This is a genomic window from Aeromonas sp. SER (genome assembly GCF_038739615.1).
Taxonomy (GTDB): Bacteria; Pseudomonadota; Gammaproteobacteria; order Enterobacterales; family Aeromonadaceae; genus Aeromonas; species Aeromonas jandaei.
Genome location: NZ_JBCGFC010000004.1, coordinates 244816 through 265010 on the forward strand (window position 1 = coordinate 244816; position 20195 = coordinate 265010).

Consider the following 20195-nt stretch of genomic DNA (forward strand, 5'->3'; position numbering starts at 1 on the left):
CACCACTTACACTAAAACCAATTTTGCGACCAGCGGTAGTATCCAGCACCGCTGGTCGCATAAACACATCAGGATGATCTTCCGCACTCCATGTGCTTACCTACGTAGGTAACAATAACAATCCCATTATCATCAATGGTGAAATACACCCGTAAGAACGCATTAATTGAAAGATGCTTTACCACAAGGGTTTGAACCCCATCAACATCCCAGGTGCGCATCTTGCGAAGGCGTTCATTGTTGAGAACCTTATCGGACTCTCCTGCCGCGTATTCATTGAGCCCAAATACTTGGCGTGCTTGTGTGTCACCTTTTGATTGAAATATCGGAGCGTAATGGAATGTCAGCCTAAGAAGGCTTGCCATCAGATCTTCAGCGCTGTATTCCTGCCGATTGTAGTTGGATGCTGCATCAAATGCAGAAGGGGTAAAGCGCAACTTACCAGCACAAAATGATTCAGTCGCACGCATGATACTTACGATGTCATCACCACCCGACATTACCGCAATAATCCCTTTCGCCACCAATCCCATGTTGTTGGTTTCGTAGAGATTGAGTGTGCTTGGTGGAGGTGCAATTGAGAGCCCTTTATGTTGGTGAGTTCGAGAGTTCAGCTTGTTATGCTTGCTGCGCAATTTACTCAATTCATCTTGTTTATCTCGAATCAACTGAGTCAACTCTTCATTGCGACTGGTTACGCGAGCCACCTGCTCTGATAATTGATTTTTTTCATTTTGAAGATCCGCAATCATAAGAAGAGGATCTAAGGCATCTCCTTCATGAGTTGACTTGTCATTCTGAACGGCATCTTCATGAGCCTTCCTTGCTGAAGCAATGACTTCATTAAGAGCACACAGGTGCTTTTGTACAAGCGCATCTCTATTGGCTATGAGTGCTTGGTCTGCGGCCATCGCGTCACGCCACTGAGACATCAGCTCAGCAATAAGAGTGATCCATGTGGTAGGCGATTCATCCTGCATGGCTGTTTCAAAGTTAACCAGTGAGACTGTAAACTCTTCGCGCAGAACTTCATCTGTTATTTCCATAAAGAGGGCATGAAGCTTGCCTACTGACTCCATGATTTCTACTCGTTCTTGCCCCGTATCCCCCTGGGCAACCACGCTACCAATACGCTGCCAAATCTCATTACAGTACACCATGACCTGTTCAAACTTTGAGTCACTTAATACTGATTGCTGGCTTATTGTTTGCTGATAAGCGATAAAATGTCGATTGAGATCTATATCCAGCCTGAACAGGGATTTCCCTGGCAAGTCGGGAATAGCATCCAAACCCTCTTTGATGCACCCAAACAACTCATCGTCAAGATTGAGCGCAATTTTCCAAGCCACTACGTGGCAAAAAAGAGCCGTCTTCGTTGTCTCCCGGAAACTATTTTCACGGGCTGTTTGGCGGTCGTCATCATTGAGCACGTCCAGCAAAACAGTATCAACCCAAGCGCTCCGACCGATATGAGTCGTAACTTCAGCATCGCCATCGGTATCAGTCGAACCTTTCTTTTCATTCAATAAATTAATTTTCTTTTCTGCCATTGAGCTTCTTTGAGAAATGGTGGCATTTAATGGGCAGACCTTAAGATAGTTTTCGATAGGCTCATCAGACGTCAGCTGCCTTTCTAATTCGGCAGCTGAAATTTGGTCTGCGATGCTGTCAATCAGTAAGCTGAGGTGAGCCATGACCGCATCTATTTGTACGCATGACGAATTTGGACGAGTAGCCGCATCAGAATAAGACTGCATCAAATCATGAAGTGAATTGTCCTCATCACCCCAAGTGGTTGGCAACGTCATTCTGAACATGTCGCTAGGCATAGACATATGGCCGATAGCGAAATCACGAATCTGCTTGGCCACACCTGGCGAACAACCAAGAAGAGAGCAGATACATGCTCCTGTAAACGAATCAACTATGGAAAGATCAAGTAATCGCGTGATGGCCCAATACAGCTCGAGCAAGTCTTCCTTGGATTCGTCTGTAAGTTGATAAAATTGCTGCGCTTCCGGCGCAATCATTGCCAATGCTTTAACCAAGTATGGCCATTCTGCAATGTAGTGCGCGATCGTATCATGAGCTAGCGGTTGACAACCAACATTCATGACTTCCCAATAACTTTTTAATCCGTTTTTAAGGCTCAGCCAATGACTATCTACCATCACCGTCTCAGAGTTAAATCCTAAGTGATGCAGTATGATCATATGGGGGAGTGCTAACGGCGGAGTTGTCTCTTGCTTCTCATAATCCACATGCTTCAGATGTGGACGCCAATCAAAATAGTATGTTTTAACTGCATCCTCGCAAAATGGCGTAATTCCCCAGCCAATATATGGCATGGCATGCCTGTTTCTGTGCGGGTTTGAGGACGACAGCTTGTTTACCATCTGCTTGCTGAAGATGTGTCGGACGACATCCTCCATGTTTCCCATTTTTGAGATCAACTCAATCTGCTGGGACATTCCGCCGTGGATCCGGCAAATCATCATCAATCGCTCACCGCCGTTGCGCAACAGTGATGATGGCAGTCCGGCAACCTTCGGGTCGATGTTGTATTGCAACTTCCCATAGCTGGATTGGATCATAATAAATTCCTTAGGTTGGCACACCATTAGCAATCTTTTCTTAAGACAATGCTTGATTGGTTAAACCACATTACTGTATACAAACTCAGGCCAATCATCAAATGTTTATATACACCCCAAAAAAAGAAATGGTCGTGTTTTCGTTGACCAACATCCGTGTCTGTAAGACAATTTCTGTCCATTTATTGATCAGAGAGGTTGCAATGAAGGGATTTCTGTTAGCTGGTGTGTTTACTCTAGCGAGCTGCGGTGCCATGGCCCATGGTAAATATTATGAGTTTCAGGGGGAGGTAAGTAAGGTCAGTGATGTCTCGAATGAGCAAACTTTGGCATCTCACTATGCGAGTGGTCACGCCCGGTACGTCGTCTATGTCGATCCTTCAGAACAAGGCTTTTGGTATTCCAATGCGGGTAAAAAGTTATTGCAAAAAAATTACAGCAGAACCCGATATGCATTTGCAAGTTATAGTTGCGGAAATGCCTTAGATCTTCAGTATTTGAATAGCGATTACTACTTTGCAGAGGAAAAGAATACCGTTAGCTTAATGCACACTAAGCTTACTGTTGGGCGAAGGCTGGATATCACAGTAAATGATGTGCAGCTACCGACGCTTGCTGTTAATGATGCAGCTGTTGGAGTTGAGACCTTTTGGCTATCAGGAAGCCCAAAGTCAATGGTCACTTCAGCATTAACACTGGTTGCGATCTATGACCGAAATCCATGTGAATAGCAATCACTGGCGGCCATTCTCTTACATTGGCTGCCAGCATTGTTTAAAGCATCATTTTCGGTTTTGATGTCGAAGCAGTAAGTTTGTTTTCGTTGTTTGTTTGAACGGCGATTTGCTGTACCAACTCTGCAGATTGAATTCTTTGGTAGATTGCTACCACCCCTCTTTGCAGCAGTCGGTCTCCAAGTTTGGCAGGATCCGCTGGGAAGTAGCCACTCTGAGCTGGGACTATTCGGCTTAGTGAGAGTCCAGATTTGGCCAGTTCACTATCAATCCAAGCATCCTCCATACCGGGGGCTAGCCCATGCTGATCAGGATCCATTGAGGTAGCAGATGATGCAGTCAATGCGAGTACGCCTTCAGCCTCGGCGCTAATCTCCCTTTCGGTGCGAAACATCAGTTTTAGTAGTGTCAGCGGCCAAGCCTTCCAACAGCCAGCAATAGTTTCAGCTATATCAATGTCTTCATCATTTGCCAATTCGTGTAACACTATCGGAGCGACACGCTTATTACTGGCCAACTGCCTACGAACTACTAATGCAGGATCTCTTGTCAACCCCATGGCTACATTCGTTGGTAAACTAACATTTATAGCCATATTACAGCGGACTGTTACGTCAGGATCGCTAGCTAGCTGTAGAAATGCTGATTCTGGCGTATTGCTGCAACAAGCTGCTAGGCGGCGTAGTAAGACATTGTCTGCTTGAGAAAACGAAGCAAGCATATCTGAACTTATTGATTCTCCTTTTGTTGCACATAAGCGGTCATGCACCTGTTTCACGGAGAGCAATGAGATGCGGTCCTGGTACTTTGTCTGTGCGTGGCAAAATACTTGAACCCCTACATTCGTATCAAAAACGGTTTGCAAGTGTTCATTTGACATGATTGCAGTCAACACATCAGCAGTAATGAACTTGTTCTTCAGTAGTTTGAGCCTAACTGGTAGCCCACGTTTTGAAAGGGCAATTAGCGTTGCTTCATCAGATACAATATCGGCAAGTCCAATGCACTCGCTTATCGTCAAAACATCTATCTGATCTTGGTTTAGTTGGATCGATGTCATTAAAACCTCAACCGTGTAGAGGTGCCTATCGAAAGGGGGCGCTGATCAACGTTGGACTCTATGCGTAGAGCAAGCTCTGCTGATTGAATATGTTGATACGCAGATGTCATGTCAGAAGACAGCAAGGCATCACCTAGCGTCTTCGGAGGGACTTCTTGGGCTAATATCAAGCCCAGGTACACCTCACCAGCCCTGACGCCGTCAGCCCATTGCTGGCCAGTTATTCTTTTTAAAGTGGCCAATGCTGCCAACACTATCACTTCTTTGCGTTCCCCCTTAAACGCCATGGTTAACAATGTCGGGAGTGGGGTCTTACTGTTCCCGGCTGCCGCGATCGCAACCGTAGGTAGCAAATCTGCTTTGTCGGCATATCGCAGCACTTGTTCTAAAACCTTTGAGGGGGTGGAATGGTTTGCTGCAACAGCGCTACGGACGTCAGGATGGTGATCATCAGCCAATCGTGTAAGCAACTCTTCATCGGCCATGGGATTGCTTGCGACAGCGCTTCTGATGCTGGGTTGTGCAGAAAGCGCCAAGTAGCAAATAACGTCAAGTGGGGCGCTTGGGTTGCGGGCAACTGCCGCACACACTTTGTCATCCATATCTCGCGCAAGAGTATTAAGTGCCGCAAGAGGCGTCGAAATATTGCTCGCGACCAGAACACGGATTTTGGGGTCTCGAGACGCCATTAAGTCACCCAATATGTTGGGTGGAGTGTCCGGGCTTTTAGCGGCGTTGTGCAGGTCATTACAATAGGTTGGGTACATCTTAGAGCCTCATTTTGCTGACGCGGCTGGTCACTGGCGCTATCTCACTGACGATCTCAGTCATAGATGCAGCCTGGCATTCAATTCGCCATTGGCTCTCGATGGACTGTATTTGCCGGTAGATGGTGAGCATGTCATGCTCGATCAGCACATCTGCTAGTGATTTAAGAGAGTGCTCATTGAATGTCATTGAGAGAGTCAACCCCCTATCTTTTACATCTAGGGTCCACTCAATAATTGAACGTTGCATCACTCGCTTCAGTGCGTAGTCACCGATTAAGGGATCCGGGTCTTCCATTGCGAGACGTAAGCAGGTGAGAACAGGAAGGTTGGGGTTATCAATAAGCGCCTGGCGCACTGACCACAGAGCGTCGGCTTCCAGATACCCCATAACCTCTTCATCGGTGTTTGGGTGACTAGCAACCAAACCTCGCACTTTTGCATGCGAGTCTTTGGCCAATGATGCCAACACATCGGGGGGGCATAGTGGATGCATCGCAACTCTTTCTCGGATGGAGTTTTTGACATCGCGACTGAGCCAGTGCAATACGCTATTTGGCGCTGCCTCATTTGATGCAACAGCTTCTCGGACTTTGACTCGGGTGGACCTGCCAAGCTGAACCAACGTGTTGGATGGGGCTGATGGATTAGATGCTACGGCTTCTTGGATGATCCAGTGCTCATCACGCGCCAGTTGTTGTAAGCGGTTTGGTTCCGTTCCCGGATTTGAGGCTTCAGCTAAGCACGCCTCAACAGTGTTTTGGACTCCAGCCATTTCACAGCCTCATACTTCGAATGGTGGTATATGGGTTATGGTTCGACTTACAGCGTGAATAGTTTACTAGGTGATGAACCCAACCAGCCTAATAGTGTTTAAATGGTATCATATAGGCGATGTCTTTGGTTGCGGTTCTTGGGTGGATTTTTGGTTTGATAATCTGAATGATGGGGAAGTCATTGCACCATGAACAATGACGTTCCCAGCCCATTGATATGAAAAAGGACCAACGGAAGAAGAGGCAGGATAGGCAATCTATAATTTCATTACACTTTTTGCCTTAATGTCGGTGTTTTTTACGTCTCGCAACTGAGAATTAACTGCGTTTTGAAGCTCAGCCGCTTGCACCTGCTGATACACATCGGTTAACGATAGCGCCAATAACTTATCTCCAAATGAGATGTTTGGGTTTCCACCAATTTCCGGTTTGTCCAATCTTAATCCGTTTGCTAACTCTTGCATCCAGAAGTCACTATTCTTTGAACGAAGATTATCAAAACATGCTTCTTGAACATCTCCATCGATATCTCGGCAGCCTGTCAATACAATAGACAGTGGGCAATTTTGGTTCCTATAGCAAGCCAATTGAACATTGAGATCATCCACAACAGATAACTGCAAAAATAAGTGCTTAGGGCATTTTGGGTTAGATGCAACTTGTTCCAAAACAGCATAATCGTCATCTTCTGCCAAGATTGAAAAATCTCCGCTAGGGCAACAGTCATTTATTGCAACTTCACAACGGACTGCCCAATCAGGATTTTGAGCAAGCTCGCTTAATAAAAAATCTGGACAATTAGGGTTGCCAGCTAAAGCCTGCAGTACCTGCCAGTCAGTATCATTGAATAATTGCTCTGCAACATCAGGTGGGCAATCTCGACGCCTGGCAACCTTTACCCGCACCTTGATATCTGAATGCAATGCTAATGACATTAATTCCTCACCTGTGATCTTTTCAGCATCGGCCATTAATCTTTCGGCTAATGTATGCGCGCCTGAATTATCCATTGTCTTCAAAACCTCATTTTGGGTGCTCGAGATGGGATCTCTATGGTGTCGTCAGCTGGTTGGAGACTATCGAGTGACTGATTAATCCTCATCTCCATCTCGATAGCCTGTATGTTCTGGTATGCATCATTGAGCCCAGCAGCTAGTAAGGCGTGTCCAACAGTCATTTCGACCCCGGCTTGGTTGATCACCTTATCCAAGGACACCCCATCAGCGATTACACCAGGCCATTCATGGGTGGAAATATAAGGTACTTTTGATATTGCGTTACGTCTGGTCATGTCATCATCGTCACTAATAGCCATCATGAGCAACTGACTTGCATAAAGGCGGGGGTTATTGGCTACAGCTCGGCGGACAAATGGGCTTTCATCATTACTTAACGATGATAGTCGTTGGCTTGAGCATGTCAGATTGTTAGCAACAGCGGCTCGAACGTTAAAATCTTCATCCTCTGAAAAATGGCGCAGTATGTCAGATGGACAATTTGGGTGTTCAGCAATAGCCTCTCTGAGGCTTACCTGTGGTTGAGATTTAAAAAGTATGGACAATACCGATCCAGGGCAATCAAGATTCTCCGCCACTGTACATCTGACTTCCTCCTCCTGATCCGATGCCAATAATGCCAAGGCATCTTCTAGGCATGATTTCCGGCTTGCAATGGCAAGGCGAACCTCAGGACAAGGATCACGAGCCATCAGTATCACAAGGTCCCCTGGTAGGTTGTCATGATATGCAATACATACCCTGACCTCATCTTCAAAATCGCCAGACAATTTTCTGATGATGTCGAAGGGGCATGTAGGGTGAGTGGCGACCTGAACCCTTACATCCACATCGTGGTCGTTAGCCAGAGCCGTTAGAACATCGGAATCTAACAATTCATTATCGAAAAGCTCCATCTTCTGTTCTTTTGTCAGAAGCGCTATCTGCATGTTTATAACCTCATTTTTATTGTTGATTGACTAGCTAGGGAAATGGGGGGAGGTTCTTTTGATGCAAGGCGGTTTGATAATTCTACAGATTGGATTGTTTGATATACGTCGACCAGTCCGGAAGACAATAGCATATCGCCTAATTTTTTTTCGTCAGATTCACAAGCTGGATTTGAGTAGGATAGTGAATACCCTTCTAATATTGCAGCTTCCCAGTCACCATGTGACATTCGCTCAAGCGCGGAACGAGCAGTAAATCTCACGAATTCCACATTGTCGTCACATGCCAATTTTATTTTAATGTCGAGAGGGCAGTTTTGATTGGAAACCACACCTGAGCGAACATTGATATTACTGTCTGATGCTAATACAGCCAATATTGATATTGGCGTATTTGTGTTTGATGCAATCCCTTGTCTGTAAATAGGGTCTTTGTTTTTTGAGAGCTTGATCAACACTTCTTCTGGGCAATTGGTGTTTTTTGATAGCTCATATAATATAGATGAATCTTTGTCTTTAATCAGTCTAACAAAAGCATTCGCAGGGCTACGATAGTTTGACGCAACTCGTAAGCGGACTGACCATTCATCATCTGCTGCGAGAGTTTTTAGTAGGCTTTCAGGGCAATTGGGGTTTGCAGCAACAGCTGCGCGAACACTCGCATTACAATCTAAGCCTAAATGATTCAAAACATCTGGTGGACAGTTTGGGTTCCTAGCTGCGCTTTCTCGAAGATCTCTTTCTTTCTCAATGGTTATAGTTTTCAGTAAAGCAATAGGGCAATTAGGATTCTCAAATGCACAGCTACTAACTCTAGTATTTTTAGTGTTAGCCAATGTCATAATGAGATCGATTGGACAGTTTTGATTGGCTGCAACAGCGGCTCTAACCTCCCACGCATTATCCAGAGCGAGATGCTGCATCAAGTCAACTGGGCAGCTTATATTGCGTGCTATTTCGGCGTTAATATTTTTGTCTTGATATTTTGCGAGCTCTCTTAATCGCTCAGGCGAAGACTCTTTATTGGATGCTTGCTGCACATAGTCTTGCTTAGAATTTTGGTCTAAATCTTCCATGGATGTGCCTTGGCTAGATGTTTAAACACAACTTTATAAGAGTTGGGTTGTGGTTGCACCAGAAAATGACACTTAGGACGCTAGATCACAGAGGAAAAGAGGGGAGGAAGGTGAATATTCACCAGGCACTGACGACAACGCCATAAGGATGAGCGGCGACGCCAGTGCCAGAAGGTAGGGGGATGTGGTGAGTCACATTCTAAAGCTTGGGCCTCTCGTCGGAGCTGGGCTCTCCTTGGGCAGTAAAGCCAAGTAGGTAGCGAGAGATCTTTCCACTGCTTCGGCCACCAGCAATGTAATTTTGGCAAAATCACCAGTTACACAAGCGTCGTCCAGAGCATCGTAGTAAGGCAACCGATCTTCTTTTCGGATCACGGCTGGTGGATAACCTGCCTTCATCAACTCAAAGTTCAGCAGCAACCGTCCGGTTCGACCATTCCCATCCACGAATGGATGGATTTTCACAAAGCGAGTGTGTAATTCAGCGGCTCGGGCCACCGGGTGCATATGGCTTGCATTAGCGTGCCATTGGATAAGCTGTTGCATCTCCTCATCCAGGTGGAAAAACTCGGGAGGAGTCACGCTTGCCCCGGAGATCACCACGTTCTCCCGGCGATAGCGACCAGCTTCATCATTATTGATGTTTTGCAACACCAAGCTGTGAATATTCTTAATCTGCCATTCACTCAACGCTTCTTGTTTGGCTACTATCTCTTCCACATAGAGGATCGCATCACGATGATTTGTCGCCTCAAAGTGCTCCCTAAGTGATTTCCCCCCAACTGTAATCCCTTCAAGCACGACCTTTGTTTCACGTAATGACAGGGTGTTACCCTCTATCGCATTTGAGTGGTATGTCCATTCAAGAGAGAATTTTTCCCTCAACGAAGAAATTGTGTTTGGCGGGAGAGGGCGAGCCGCATCCAACATTACTTTTTCATCGTCGATCGTTTGTAATTTGCATTCAAGTTGTGAATTCATACGTCATCTCGGCAGCCATATGTTACAAGTTTATCATTACACGCGAGAGCCTTACAGTCCTGACCGCGCGACATCATCGCCGGGCTTAATTTTGAAAAAAACATGTTTCAAAATCACAAAGGTCATAAAGATATTTACTGCCGCACACACATACACGCAGAAAAGCACGGATTTAATTGGCAGTCTATTCAATTGCCCAATGCTGTAATTGGCGTTTTGAATGGTCGTATCACCCAAGTGAGCACCACGGATCTCGGAATAAATGCTCATTACCTCGGCTTGGAATAGCAGCATATGTTTAAAAACATACACCCCTAAAATGAACATGATAAATGCGCCCACCCAGGCAACTGAGTTTTTAATAATGTTGGGACTGCGATGCTTTATTTCAAAACAGATAACAGTAATCATGCCAAGCACATAACCATATGCCAGCAGATCTATGAAAAAGTCGTTTATGCTAACATTCAGCATGACAAGAAGTGAAAATAATACAATTGCCAGAGTGGCAAAAATCATGACCCACATGACACGTTTGCGTTTAGCAAGAGCGAACCAATTATTTGCCATGTGATTACCTTTTTGAATTTTCAGTGGATTTACAGGGGGAGTCACTCCCCTCTGCGTCAAAAGATCACTAGCCGTATATCTCGGAAAAATCTGGATTCATGGTAAAGCCATCAAACCCAGTAAACAAGCTTGCTTGGGTGCGAATGTACTCCAATACTCGCTCGCAGCAAGCCCATCGTCGATTACCTCGTTCTGCAGCCAAACCTGTTTTATTGGAACCACTGAAAGGATCGACAACAAGATCACCCTCCTCGGTCAAGAAGCGAATGGCGAAGTCAGGGATATCCGTGGGATACATAGCCGGATGCGCTGGGAGTCCGAGCTCTTTGGCGGCCTTTCGCAATGCCTGGCTATCCGCACACCGATGGCCACGAATGATCACATTCTTGGGGATCCGCCCCTGAGTTTGGTTGGAGAATGAACCTTCGCGCAACCGATAAGCGCCATCGCCATAAACCGCGTTACGTGTTTCTCCACCTTTGGCCAGCAGTGCTTTGTGTGCTTCTGTATGTGGCATAAGGACACGGCGATTATCTGAACGCACACGCAAGGGATCGTTTGTGAACCAATAGATCGGCTCCCAACCGGCACACAATTGCACTCGATTTACGCAGGACCAATAAGTCGGGCTAGGCGGTTTTGACAAGTTAATCCACGGCCACCGGTCCATAAGGCTCAAACCAAGACGGTCATTAAGGGCGATAACCATCCGCTCCAGGTAAAGTGATCGTGATGGCATTTTGGTTTCGAATACATCAGACGAGACGTTCAGCACAACACTGCCGCCAGGGACCAGATTTTTCACGATCGGCTCGAGTGCAGAAGTAATGAAATCAACCCATCCTGCTTCATCTACGTTGCCGTACTTACGCTGGACTCGCAAAGGGTAGGGAGGTGACGTGACACAAAGGTGGATCGGCTCGTCAAAATCAGTGAAGAAACGCAGGCTATCTGTCCAGATGGCAAGGCCAAGCCGGGTAGAGTACGCCATCAAACGCACATTTCCTCGAGCCTCGTGAAGGCCTTTATCTGTTTTGGTCGCAATAGCCCATACCCCACGCTCTCCATCTACGCGTTTCAGCATATCCATGGATTTGAGTGTTTGTTGGAACCAACGAATTTTACGTTTGAGCTTACTGCGCAATGCTTTCGCTTGGCCTATTTCGCTTTTTTCATCCAGCATGGATTTCGGAATGCCAGCGATATCTGCTACTGCACCATACAGTTTTTCATTAGTAAGTGGGCCTGCTGCATTTGCATAGGCCTGTTCAACGTGAAACAACTCCAATTGGACTTGAGTATTCACTGACATCATGTTGTCCTTGTCTGTTTTCTGCTCAATGGTGTTGATTAGCCTTGCTAGACGCGACTTTTTGCATTTGTCGAACGACGGAATTAAGCAGCAATGTCCGATCAACACTATCACCGAGCTCTCGATAAATTTTACTCACCAGTTCATCACTAGGTGGGGTACGACTAAACTTGTCAATAAGCTCTGCCGTTCTCACCGCGATAGTCGTACCACGCCAAAGTTGCATCGATACCTTGTTTACACTGCTACCGAAAGCCAAGTTGATACTTTGGTCATCCAGGACTTGAAGCCTGTGCGCGTCGGATATGATCCAAGGCGACAATGTGATGATGGTATGGATATCTGCCGACAACGTCTTAAGCACTGCCGCTTGCTCATTAGCATCCAGACCTGATTCAGGAAAAATGAGAACACCTGGGGTGTTCTGAAAAGATGTTGCGTAATCACGCAAGGTGGCACCTGATCGAGCAGTAATTACTTTAGGCTCCATGTCATTCTCCTTTCGGGCCTTTTATGAGGTGGGACACATCCATATCAAGTCCCAGTAATTCACCTATTTTTACCATTACTTCTGAGCTGACCGATTCGTGCTGGTAGAGAAGAGCATCGACGATTTTGACCCGAAAATGTGCCGCCTGAAAATCCTGCACATTTCTGTAAAAGCTGTAATTGAAGCTATGGTCGCCACACCCATTGGTTGAGAGCTTTTTTGTTTGACCCGTAGACAGGAACTTAACGACAGCCTTGGTTTTAGCGACAGTCACAATTTCAACTTGGTAAAGTGGATTTTCTCCTATACGGGGCTTGGCATTTTCTCTCCCAATGGCATAGATCACTTGCCCTTCCATGCTTTTATCGATCGTCAGGGACATCGACATGCTCCTTAAAATTGTTTTCATGACAGCAGAATGTATAATCTATAACCAAAGGCTACTCTGCTCCGCTCTTGTTGTCAACACAAGGAATATTTAAAGGTTGTTAATGTAGGGTCATTTAAGTAATTGGGGGTTGCATGGAATTGTTTACGCCGACAGCAAATCTTCGCCAGCAAATGGACATCATCGACAGCCATTTGACGCGCCTAGTAAGCGCAATTCAATCAACACCAGATGTTCGAGGGCATGTCTACGAACTACCTCCGGTGTTGCAAGGCGAAGAGGAGGTTGAGGTCAATCACATCCCGGTTGCTCCGCATACTGACCAAGAGGCGATCTCTTTGGCCTTGGCCGCATTTCGCAGGCATACCTTTATTGAAGGGCACTCATCCAAGGCTACCTATCGCTTGCCTGGAGTTGTGATATTACCGGCAAGCTGCACTTCATCGCTGCGTCCGCTGGTGGACGAGATCAACCGATGCAAACAGGAGTTCAAAGAACTGGTGCTGAACTTGGGAGGAAGGGATGAAAAATTTGAATTGGTACATACGGCGTTGCCAGGGGTCGTGACGCTTCAGATCTACCGTCAAATAACCATTCTCTCAGGCGAGCTCCAGTCAGTGGGTTTTACTTGGGTCGATAAACAGGCGATTACCAAGGTAGATAAAAGCAAAGTCATATCCATGCTGGAGCGCAGCAAAAACTATGTGCCCGGTCCGTTTGTGGAGGATGAATGGCTCAATATGGTTGAGCGTGAAATTTGCGATATCAAACGCCTTCCGGCCTCTGCAGAGTTGCGGATCCGACGCCCCATTAAAACTCATCCCATGGCCAATTTACGCTGGCATGATCGGGTGCCACGCACTCAACAGGCCAAAGCTAGTTTGCCACTATTGATTTGCACTGATTCAACCTACAAGGTACACGCCCTAGAGGACTATGTTTTGCGAGAGCGGGGCACTAGAGCCGATCGTCATAGTGGTGACGAGCTGATTATTGAGCGCCTGCATTTGTACGTGCGCCATCCGTGATCATCGAGTTGATGATCTGGTAAACACTGATTAAACGAAAGGCTGATTGACGCAATGCACAAGATAGAGATTGAGATTTCATCACAGGTCGATCACGCTCATTATGGCGAGGATCTTCCATGGGATTATTCAGCTCACATTGTTTTTGGGTCCCAAGAAGACGCAATAGGTCTGTTGACCCACAACCTGGGTGGCAGTGAAAAACTCGATGCATTCAACATCGAGGCGGATGGTACAACACTTCACTTCAAGTCATTTTCTCATGCTGAAGTCGGCACCGTATTTGGCATCAATACTTCAATCGCGGCTGCGAAGTTGGCCGCTGCCGAGGAGGCGACCATTACGAATGAGCTGGAACGGTTTACCGACCTGGCGTTTATCGAGTTATTCCCGGCCCAGCCGATGTACGCTCGCTTCTATTGGTGGGAAAGAACACACCCTGACCCTGATCTTCCACCTTTGATGGATGCTAACGGATGTCCGATTGAAGTCGGTAAGCGTTGTCTTTTTCAACGAGAACAAAGCGAGGAATGGATTGCTGGCTGGGTCAAGCAGATTTCTGCACACCCTGAGCGGCCAGTCGGGGTAAAGCAGATGGATTATGTCAGCAATTTTTGTCTCGGTTGTACGACAACGCAAATACGCATGATCGCAGATAGCGAGTCTAGTGCCGTGGTCTTTAATGCCGTAAAAGATAAAGTTCGTCGCAAGATAGCAGATCAAGATTTCTTCTGTATTTCACATATCAGTAGTGACCCAGAGATGCGTAGACTTCTGGCCAAACAAACACTCAAGGCGCCTTTATGAATTGGTTCCCTCGTTATCGAATTGTGAGAGTTGATTACCCCGGAGATCCTTGTCATTGGCAACTGCAAGAACGGGTCTTCTTTTTCTTCTGGCGCAATAGCTGTGGCAATGTGTCAAGCGCGACAACTGCAGCCTATGAAATGGAAGAGAGAATGCGAAAGCAAAACCTGATTAGCCGAACAGCGGCCTGATCTCCGATCAAAGGCGCATTTTCGAAGACCTAGCTGATAAGGGGCGTAAGCCCATGTTGGAGGTTGTGTCCGCTTGTTGAATACTGAGCTCTAAGACCACCCCCTGGATTAGCTGATACACATCACTCAACCCCACACGAAGCAGTGCATCACCTAAGGTCGTACTGCGAGTCGTTTTGCCCATTGGGGTAGACAAAGAGAACCCATCTTTCACAAAGCCGGTCCACACTGATGGCCCCTTAGAGCGAAGCACTCGCTGCCCTGAAATCCTCACGTCAGTGCTGCTGTCTCTGGTGGCCATTTTTAGCAGAGGCAGCAAGGGTAAATTGGGGTTGGTAGTTACGCCTTCTCGGACCTTGTGATCATAATCGCTGTTCAACTTATTCAGAATGTCGCTTGTGCAAGCTGAGTTACATGCCAATGCCCACCGGACTTCTTTCGCAAGATCGTTGATCAATGCCGTTAACACCCCCTCAGGGCATTGCTTGTTGCCAGCTACAGCCTCACGCACTTCACGAATGTCGTCTGACACAAGGAGTGACAAGATTGACGGAGGGCAATCAATTCTGCCTGCTATCGCATGGCGGACTTCCCAGTCCGGGTCTAATGAAAGCTTATGCAATAAGTCATCTGGACAATTGAAGTTTTCGCTAAGGCCTGCACGAACAGTCTTGTCATCATGTAACAATTGCTCCATCAATGACGTCGGGCTAAGATGGATGCTTAGCGACCTGTTTTCTGACCTGCGGATACTCATCTTTAGCGCATCTGAGAAGAACGTCACTGGGGCAGAGTGCATGACTCAATACCTGCCGACGAACAATGTGACTGCTGTCTTTGGACAATTCGGTAAGCAATTCCGGAGGAAACTTTGGGGAGCTAACAATGGCACTTCTGACTATCCAACTATGATCGCGGATCAGCGTCATCACGATTTCATCTGGACAGTTCTGGTTACCGGCGACATTCATCCTGATGAGTTGGTCTGGGTCTGACGCCAGGGAGAGCATTGTTTCTGGTGGCGTGTCCAATGCAGTTGCCAAACTACGTTTCTGTTCTGTCGTCAGAAAAATAATATCCATTAATGCTTATCCCCCGCTGTTTATAATGTCAACTCAGCTCTGCATGCTCTGCTGAGGTAATTAATTCGGTTAATTCCAAGAGGCAGTATTTAGTTATCTTTTTGATATCGCTTTTATGTAGAGGCCGCATAGATTGAATTTCATCTAGTACCGGAATGCCTACATTAGTAATTGCGCTTTCAATGAGCATTATCAAATCATCATTACTTTTATGATACTCTCTGAAAGCTGTAAGGGAGTACTCTCCAACGAATAAATATTCAAGCAAATCTTGGCAAATCGCCCATGTAATTCCGTGGTCACCATCGTAAGAAAATTCGCCATCATTTTCCAAGACAAGGCAATGCGCCAATTCATGAGCAGATGTAACCAAAAAGCAATAATCTTCTTTTTCATTCCATTTATCTAGAATCTGTCGAGTAAAGACAACTGGATAGTCAGTTTTTTTGTATCCAAAAAAAGCAGCTATACTGGCCAGGTAATGGAGGTCGTCAGTGGATGGTGCAACATAAGCAATGATGCATGCTGATAAACTATCAGCCCCATAGCGTTGAGACATCAAAGTTACATAATCGCTGCATAGTGGTGCAAAGCCAAGATCAGAAATAACGGTTTTTATTGTATTAATACTGTCAGTGAAACGTTCAAAACCACCTTGCAGTTGGTCCTTGTGGTGTAGATCTTCAGTAATGACGTTGTCACCGCTTGTCTCAAACGCAGGAAGCTTCAGGGCTCGACAGGTGTCCATAAAGCGAGCAATAGCTATTGATGTCTTTTTGTCATAATTTCCAAAGGAAATGCACTCTATAGTCATACCTAGTGTAGATACGCTAATATAGCGAGGCTTGCCATTCATAACAGCGTATCTGAATAACAAAAATGGGGATCTTGTAAAAATAAGATCTTGCTCGGGATAGATAACAAATTGTGCCCCATCATTAATATAGATTTGATCTTCTTTTATTTTTTCGGCTTCCCTCTTGGCAAGAATCATTGAAATGATTTCTGATTTTTTAACTGCAATATGGAACGGTAAGCTATTGAAAGCCGATCGAGTTTTTGCCGTCACATTTGGTTGCATCTCGTTCAACATGATAACCATTGCACTTAAATCTATAACTACTCGATAAAAATTACCGATGCGTTCAGAAATAACATCCTTAGTATTTTCATTCAATACCAAACTCCATGCTTTTATATTTTTGCTAAATACAGCCTCACCAGTGGATTTCAATACCTCATTGAAACTCTCATTATATATGTAGCGAAAATAGGTGAGGGCAGTTTTTTGGCCATCACGCATGACGATGCGATTTTCATAGAGGCATATTTCACCCTTATCGCACTCAAAAACCTCTGCAAGTAAATCGAACACCTTGACAATAGTCGCAGCTTGAAGTGCTGATGAAACCCGTTGAAACAACCGTTGTTCACATAGGCGAGCAAACCCTATTAAATTTAATGTTAGCTCAGATTTTTTTGATTGCTCCCAGCTTAAATAAGTTTCAGGAAGCCATCGTCGATTCATTTTTCGCTTAGCCTCTGCCCGTTCCTGCTTATGGAGTTCTCGCTGCGCTCGAGCGATCTCAGCATTAGCCTTACGAGCCTCTTTGTCTATTTTGGTAACCTCTCGAGCAGATTTTGCCTCAGCTCGAGCTGCTTTTTTTTGTTCTGAATCACTCATGGCTTGCTTAGGATGTTTTAGTTCCATCAATCACTCCTTGATGCTCAATTGCTGCAGTATGCTGGTGGACAAAGCTAAGCCTTCATTCTGAGCTCTTATGACTCAGAAATAGGACTCGGCGCTGGTCTCATAACGAAAGCTTACGGAACTTTACCTCTGACGTCGGCAATTCATCTTCACGTTCTCGCGTCTTCGTATCGACATGGAATGCCAATTCTGCCGCTTGAATAGATTGGTAAGTGACACCTTCCCCCATGTCTATCAATGCATCTCCCAGCGCCACGTGCTCGCCACGATACTCAACCAAATCACTTAGTTTTAGCCCCTCGATCACCGCATCTTTCCACCTTTCTAGGGGGTACGTATGAATCAGCTCCAATGCAAACGAACGTAAGGCATTATTCTCCTCTTGGAAGATGACACTCAATATTGTTCTGGGAGATGTGCGTGAATTTCGTATCGCTGCATCGCGAACCAATGCCACATTGTCTTTGGCTAGAGCGTGCAGTTGTTTTAGAGGGCATGAACTATGTTGCGCAACGCGGTGGCGCACGGAAAATTCAATATCGTTCGCTAGAGAACTCATAATGCAATCTGGAAGGGTAGGATTCCCAGCAAGGCTCCTTCTCACTATTTCGAAGGGGTCATTCACCAGCATGCTCAATGTTTCGTTTGAAGTCCGAGCATTTCGTGCCACCTGATGGCGGACTATCGCATGAGGAACAGTTATCAGCATGGCCAATTCACGGGAAGACGCAAAACTCGACTTGGCTAGCTTGATTTGCTCTGACAATGGCAGGTACGTGGGATCCATCGTTACTACATCCTTAAGGCAGAAGACTTGCCCGGCACTGAGGCTGCACACGGCGACACTCTGGGGTCCATATCAATTTTTAGGTTCAGCTCAACGGCCTGAATTATCTGGTAAGCGTTGCTAAACCCAGACCTCAACAGCAGATTGCCAAGCGATTGGCCACCAGCTGCATCTTTACAATTCACATCCAATGTTAACCCGGCTTGTGCGGCTTTTAACCACTCATCATCTTTGCGCTCGGCCAGCGCTGTTCGTGCCTCGAATTGAACAACCTTACTCCAATCTTCGAATGCCAACTTCACGCATATTTTGATCGGGGTTAATTTGTGTCTTGCAACAGCCCGTCGCACATATTTGTGCGTGGAACCGGCCAAGTCCACCAAAATTTCAGAAGGGCATTCCGGAAGTGACGCTATGTGGAAGCACACGGATTCTCCCGCCTGGTTGACAGCATTATTTAGCATCTCAGTTGTGCATGCATGGTGCTTTACTACAGCAATTTGGACAGATACTGCTGGGTCCTTCGAGAGTTGCTCCAGCAGTCTCAGTGGGCAGGATTTGTTCCGAGCTACAGCGATGCGCACTTCGTTATTCTCATCCTTGGCCAAGGTGTGCATCAATGATATTGGGCAAGATGAGTTCATGCCTACCGCACACCGAACCCCCGCATTTTTCTGTGCAGCAAGGAGGCTTAATAAGTGGGGAGGGCAATTGGGGTTTTCGCCTACTGCGGCACAAACATACACATCAGGATCTGCAGAAAGTGCCACGAGCAAATCAGGCGGGCAAGATGGATTCTGGGCGGCTGCGCAACGAACTTCGCGCTGTTTGTCTACGGCAAGCCGGGACAGAAATTCAGGGGGGCAATCAACTCGTTCGGCGAGGGCTTGACGTACATGCTTGGAGTTATCCCGTAACAAACGGGCCAACACATCACCAGGTGTTCCAGCGCCCTTCGCTAGCTGAGCGCGTTGTTCAAATGAAAGCGACTTAAGGTCAACCGTCAGCATATGTTCACTGTAGTGGGCTGGTTACGAATGCAAGCTGGTGGCGGAATTCAGCAGCAAAAATTCGTTGTGCCAACTCTGCCAATCCTGCGTTGAGAAGAGCCTGAGCAAGCGGCTGTTCCGGTTCCATCTGGCTGATGGGCAAGGCCAAGCTAACCCCTTTCTGCACTGCGCTCAACCAATCTGCATCGCTAAGCTCAGATACCAGGCGTATAGCTCGCACGCGGACCGCGTCATCCTCTGCTCGACAGGCTTGAGCCAGCAAGCTAACCAACATTTGTGGCACGATAGGGGATCTGGTAAGGGAATGGGTGTTGCTGTAAGCGGTCATTCGGAACGGAGCTCTGTGCATGCGATGTTTATATCATATCATATAAACTCTCGGCGGTTGCCTTACGAATGTGAACCGAGTATCAGTTTAAACGAATGATGCTGCTGGGTGAGCTAATCAGAGGTCCGTTTGTGAAATAGAGAAGTGCCGGGGCCGGTGTTTGGCCCCGTAGCGCCATCGAGCTATGGCTCATACTCAATGTCTGCATGTGGACTGACTCGATAAGGTTTACCGCACTCATCACATTCAAATTTATGGCCTGATGGGTCAATCAGAAAACCATGTTGCTTGCTTTCGCAATGTGGGCAGAAGAGCGTGACTTGGGTGGTATAGAGGTTCGTCACCTCTTCAATCTCATCCTGTTTTTCGTCATTTTGTAGCATGCCAACTAGCTCCAGTTAATCGCTGTCATAGTCACTGTCTGGGGTCAGAGCCACTTTGGATATTGAAACCCACTCGGGGACACAGGTTCGATCCAACAGCACCTTCTCGTTGCGCCAATCGACCCCAAGCACTTTGTATGTTCCTCCATCCCCCTTAACTTTGGCCATTAGC

21 protein-coding genes are annotated in these 20195 nt (G+C 46.4%); 3 read left to right on the plus strand and 18 right to left on the minus strand.

From position 1 onward, the window contains the following. Positions 1-68: 68 nt before the first annotated feature. Positions 69-2597 (minus strand): hypothetical protein, encoded by a 2529-nt coding sequence (locus tag AAHA41_RS08405; RefSeq protein WP_136501783.1) that lies wholly within the window; start codon positions 2595-2597, stop codon positions 69-71. A gap of 203 nt (positions 2598-2800) precedes the next feature. On the opposite strand from AAHA41_RS08405, the gene AAHA41_RS08410 reads away from it, so the two are divergent. Next, a complete protein-coding gene (locus AAHA41_RS08410; RefSeq protein ID WP_323070701.1) occupies positions 2801-3328 on the plus strand; it encodes a hypothetical protein in 528 nt (175 codons plus the stop codon). 43 nt (positions 3329-3371) lie between these two features. Here AAHA41_RS08410 and AAHA41_RS08415 read toward each other — a convergent pair whose 3' ends face one another. The 11 genes from AAHA41_RS08415 to AAHA41_RS08465 all read right to left on the minus strand — a co-directional run bounded on the left by AAHA41_RS08415 (position 3372) and on the right by AAHA41_RS08465 (position 12690). Next, positions 3372-4391, minus strand: coding sequence for a hypothetical protein (locus AAHA41_RS08415; protein ID WP_323070700.1), 1020 nt, complete (start codon positions 4389-4391; stop codon positions 3372-3374). Beyond that, the gene (locus tag AAHA41_RS08420) at positions 4391-5158 is read right to left on the minus strand and encodes a hypothetical protein (RefSeq protein ID WP_136501786.1); all 768 of its coding nucleotides are present in this window, start codon (positions 5156-5158) and stop codon (positions 4391-4393) included. The genes AAHA41_RS08415 and AAHA41_RS08420 overlap by 1 nt, the downstream gene beginning before the upstream one ends. A 1-nt stretch (position 5159) precedes the next feature. After that, positions 5160-5933 (minus strand): hypothetical protein, encoded by a 774-nt coding sequence (locus AAHA41_RS08425; RefSeq protein WP_136501787.1) that lies wholly within the window; start codon positions 5931-5933, stop codon positions 5160-5162. A gap of 258 nt (positions 5934-6191) precedes the next feature. Next, positions 6192-6944: a hypothetical protein gene (locus AAHA41_RS08430; RefSeq protein ID WP_323070699.1), complete on the minus strand. Its 753-nt coding sequence runs from the start codon at positions 6942-6944 to the stop codon at positions 6192-6194. Between the two features lie 5 nt (positions 6945-6949). Beyond that, on the minus strand, positions 6950-7879 hold the full coding sequence (locus tag AAHA41_RS08435; protein ID WP_323070698.1) for a hypothetical protein: 930 nt from the start codon (positions 7877-7879) through the stop codon (positions 6950-6952). Positions 7880-7881: 2 nt separating this feature from the next. After that, positions 7882-8955, minus strand: a complete 1074-nt coding sequence (locus tag AAHA41_RS08440; protein ID WP_323070697.1) for a hypothetical protein — start codon at positions 8953-8955, stop codon at positions 7882-7884. Between the two features lie 192 nt (positions 8956-9147). Continuing rightward, positions 9148-9936: a Fic family protein gene (locus AAHA41_RS08445; RefSeq protein ID WP_323070696.1), complete on the minus strand. Its 789-nt coding sequence runs from the start codon at positions 9934-9936 to the stop codon at positions 9148-9150. Between the two features lie 51 nt (positions 9937-9987). After that, the gene (locus tag AAHA41_RS08450) at positions 9988-10506 is read right to left on the minus strand and encodes a hypothetical protein (protein ID WP_323070695.1); all 519 of its coding nucleotides are present in this window, start codon (positions 10504-10506) and stop codon (positions 9988-9990) included. A 67-nt stretch (positions 10507-10573) separates the two neighbouring features. Further along, the gene (locus AAHA41_RS08455) at positions 10574-11821 is read right to left on the minus strand and encodes a site-specific DNA-methyltransferase (protein ID WP_323070694.1); all 1248 of its coding nucleotides are present in this window, start codon (positions 11819-11821) and stop codon (positions 10574-10576) included. A gap of 22 nt (positions 11822-11843) precedes the next feature. Then, positions 11844-12308 (minus strand): hypothetical protein, encoded by a 465-nt coding sequence (locus tag AAHA41_RS08460; RefSeq protein ID WP_323070693.1) that lies wholly within the window; start codon positions 12306-12308, stop codon positions 11844-11846. A gap of 1 nt (position 12309) precedes the next feature. Continuing rightward, positions 12310-12690, minus strand: a complete 381-nt coding sequence (locus tag AAHA41_RS08465) for a hypothetical protein (protein ID WP_323070692.1) — start codon at positions 12688-12690, stop codon at positions 12310-12312. A 140-nt stretch (positions 12691-12830) separates the two neighbouring features. Between AAHA41_RS08465 and AAHA41_RS08470 the strand changes: the two genes are divergently transcribed. After that, on the plus strand, positions 12831-13724 hold the full coding sequence (locus AAHA41_RS08470; protein WP_323070691.1) for a DNA replication terminus site-binding protein: 894 nt from the start codon (positions 12831-12833) through the stop codon (positions 13722-13724). Positions 13725-13778: 54 nt separating this feature from the next. Continuing rightward, complete coding sequence (locus AAHA41_RS08475; RefSeq protein WP_323070690.1) at positions 13779-14531, plus strand: hypothetical protein; 753 nt, start codon at positions 13779-13781, stop codon at positions 14529-14531. Between the two features lie 198 nt (positions 14532-14729). Here the strand turns inward: AAHA41_RS08475 and AAHA41_RS08480 are convergent, their stop codons facing one another. From AAHA41_RS08480 to AAHA41_RS08505, 6 genes are all read right to left on the minus strand, one after another. Then, a complete protein-coding gene (locus tag AAHA41_RS08480; protein WP_323070689.1) occupies positions 14730-15419 on the minus strand; it encodes a hypothetical protein in 690 nt (229 codons plus the stop codon). Positions 15420-15432: 13 nt separating this feature from the next. Next, entirely contained in the window at positions 15433-15804 is a 372-nt protein-coding gene (locus tag AAHA41_RS08485; protein WP_323070688.1) for a HEAT repeat domain-containing protein, read from the minus strand. A gap of 28 nt (positions 15805-15832) precedes the next feature. Then, entirely contained in the window at positions 15833-17515 is a 1683-nt protein-coding gene (locus AAHA41_RS08490; protein ID WP_323070687.1) for a cell envelope integrity protein TolA, read from the minus strand. Positions 17516-17615: 100 nt separating this feature from the next. Beyond that, positions 17616-18302: a hypothetical protein gene (locus AAHA41_RS08495; protein ID WP_323070686.1), complete on the minus strand. Its 687-nt coding sequence runs from the start codon at positions 18300-18302 to the stop codon at positions 17616-17618. A 5-nt stretch (positions 18303-18307) separates the two neighbouring features. Then, positions 18308-19312 carry a hypothetical protein gene (locus AAHA41_RS08500; protein WP_323070685.1) on the minus strand — a complete coding sequence of 335 codons (1005 nt, stop codon included), beginning with the start codon at positions 19310-19312 and terminating at the stop codon, positions 18308-18310. Between the two features lie 4 nt (positions 19313-19316). Continuing rightward, positions 19317-19460, minus strand: coding sequence for a hypothetical protein (locus AAHA41_RS08505; RefSeq protein WP_168797141.1), 144 nt, complete (start codon positions 19458-19460; stop codon positions 19317-19319). Between the last annotated feature and the right edge of the window lie 735 nt (positions 19461-20195).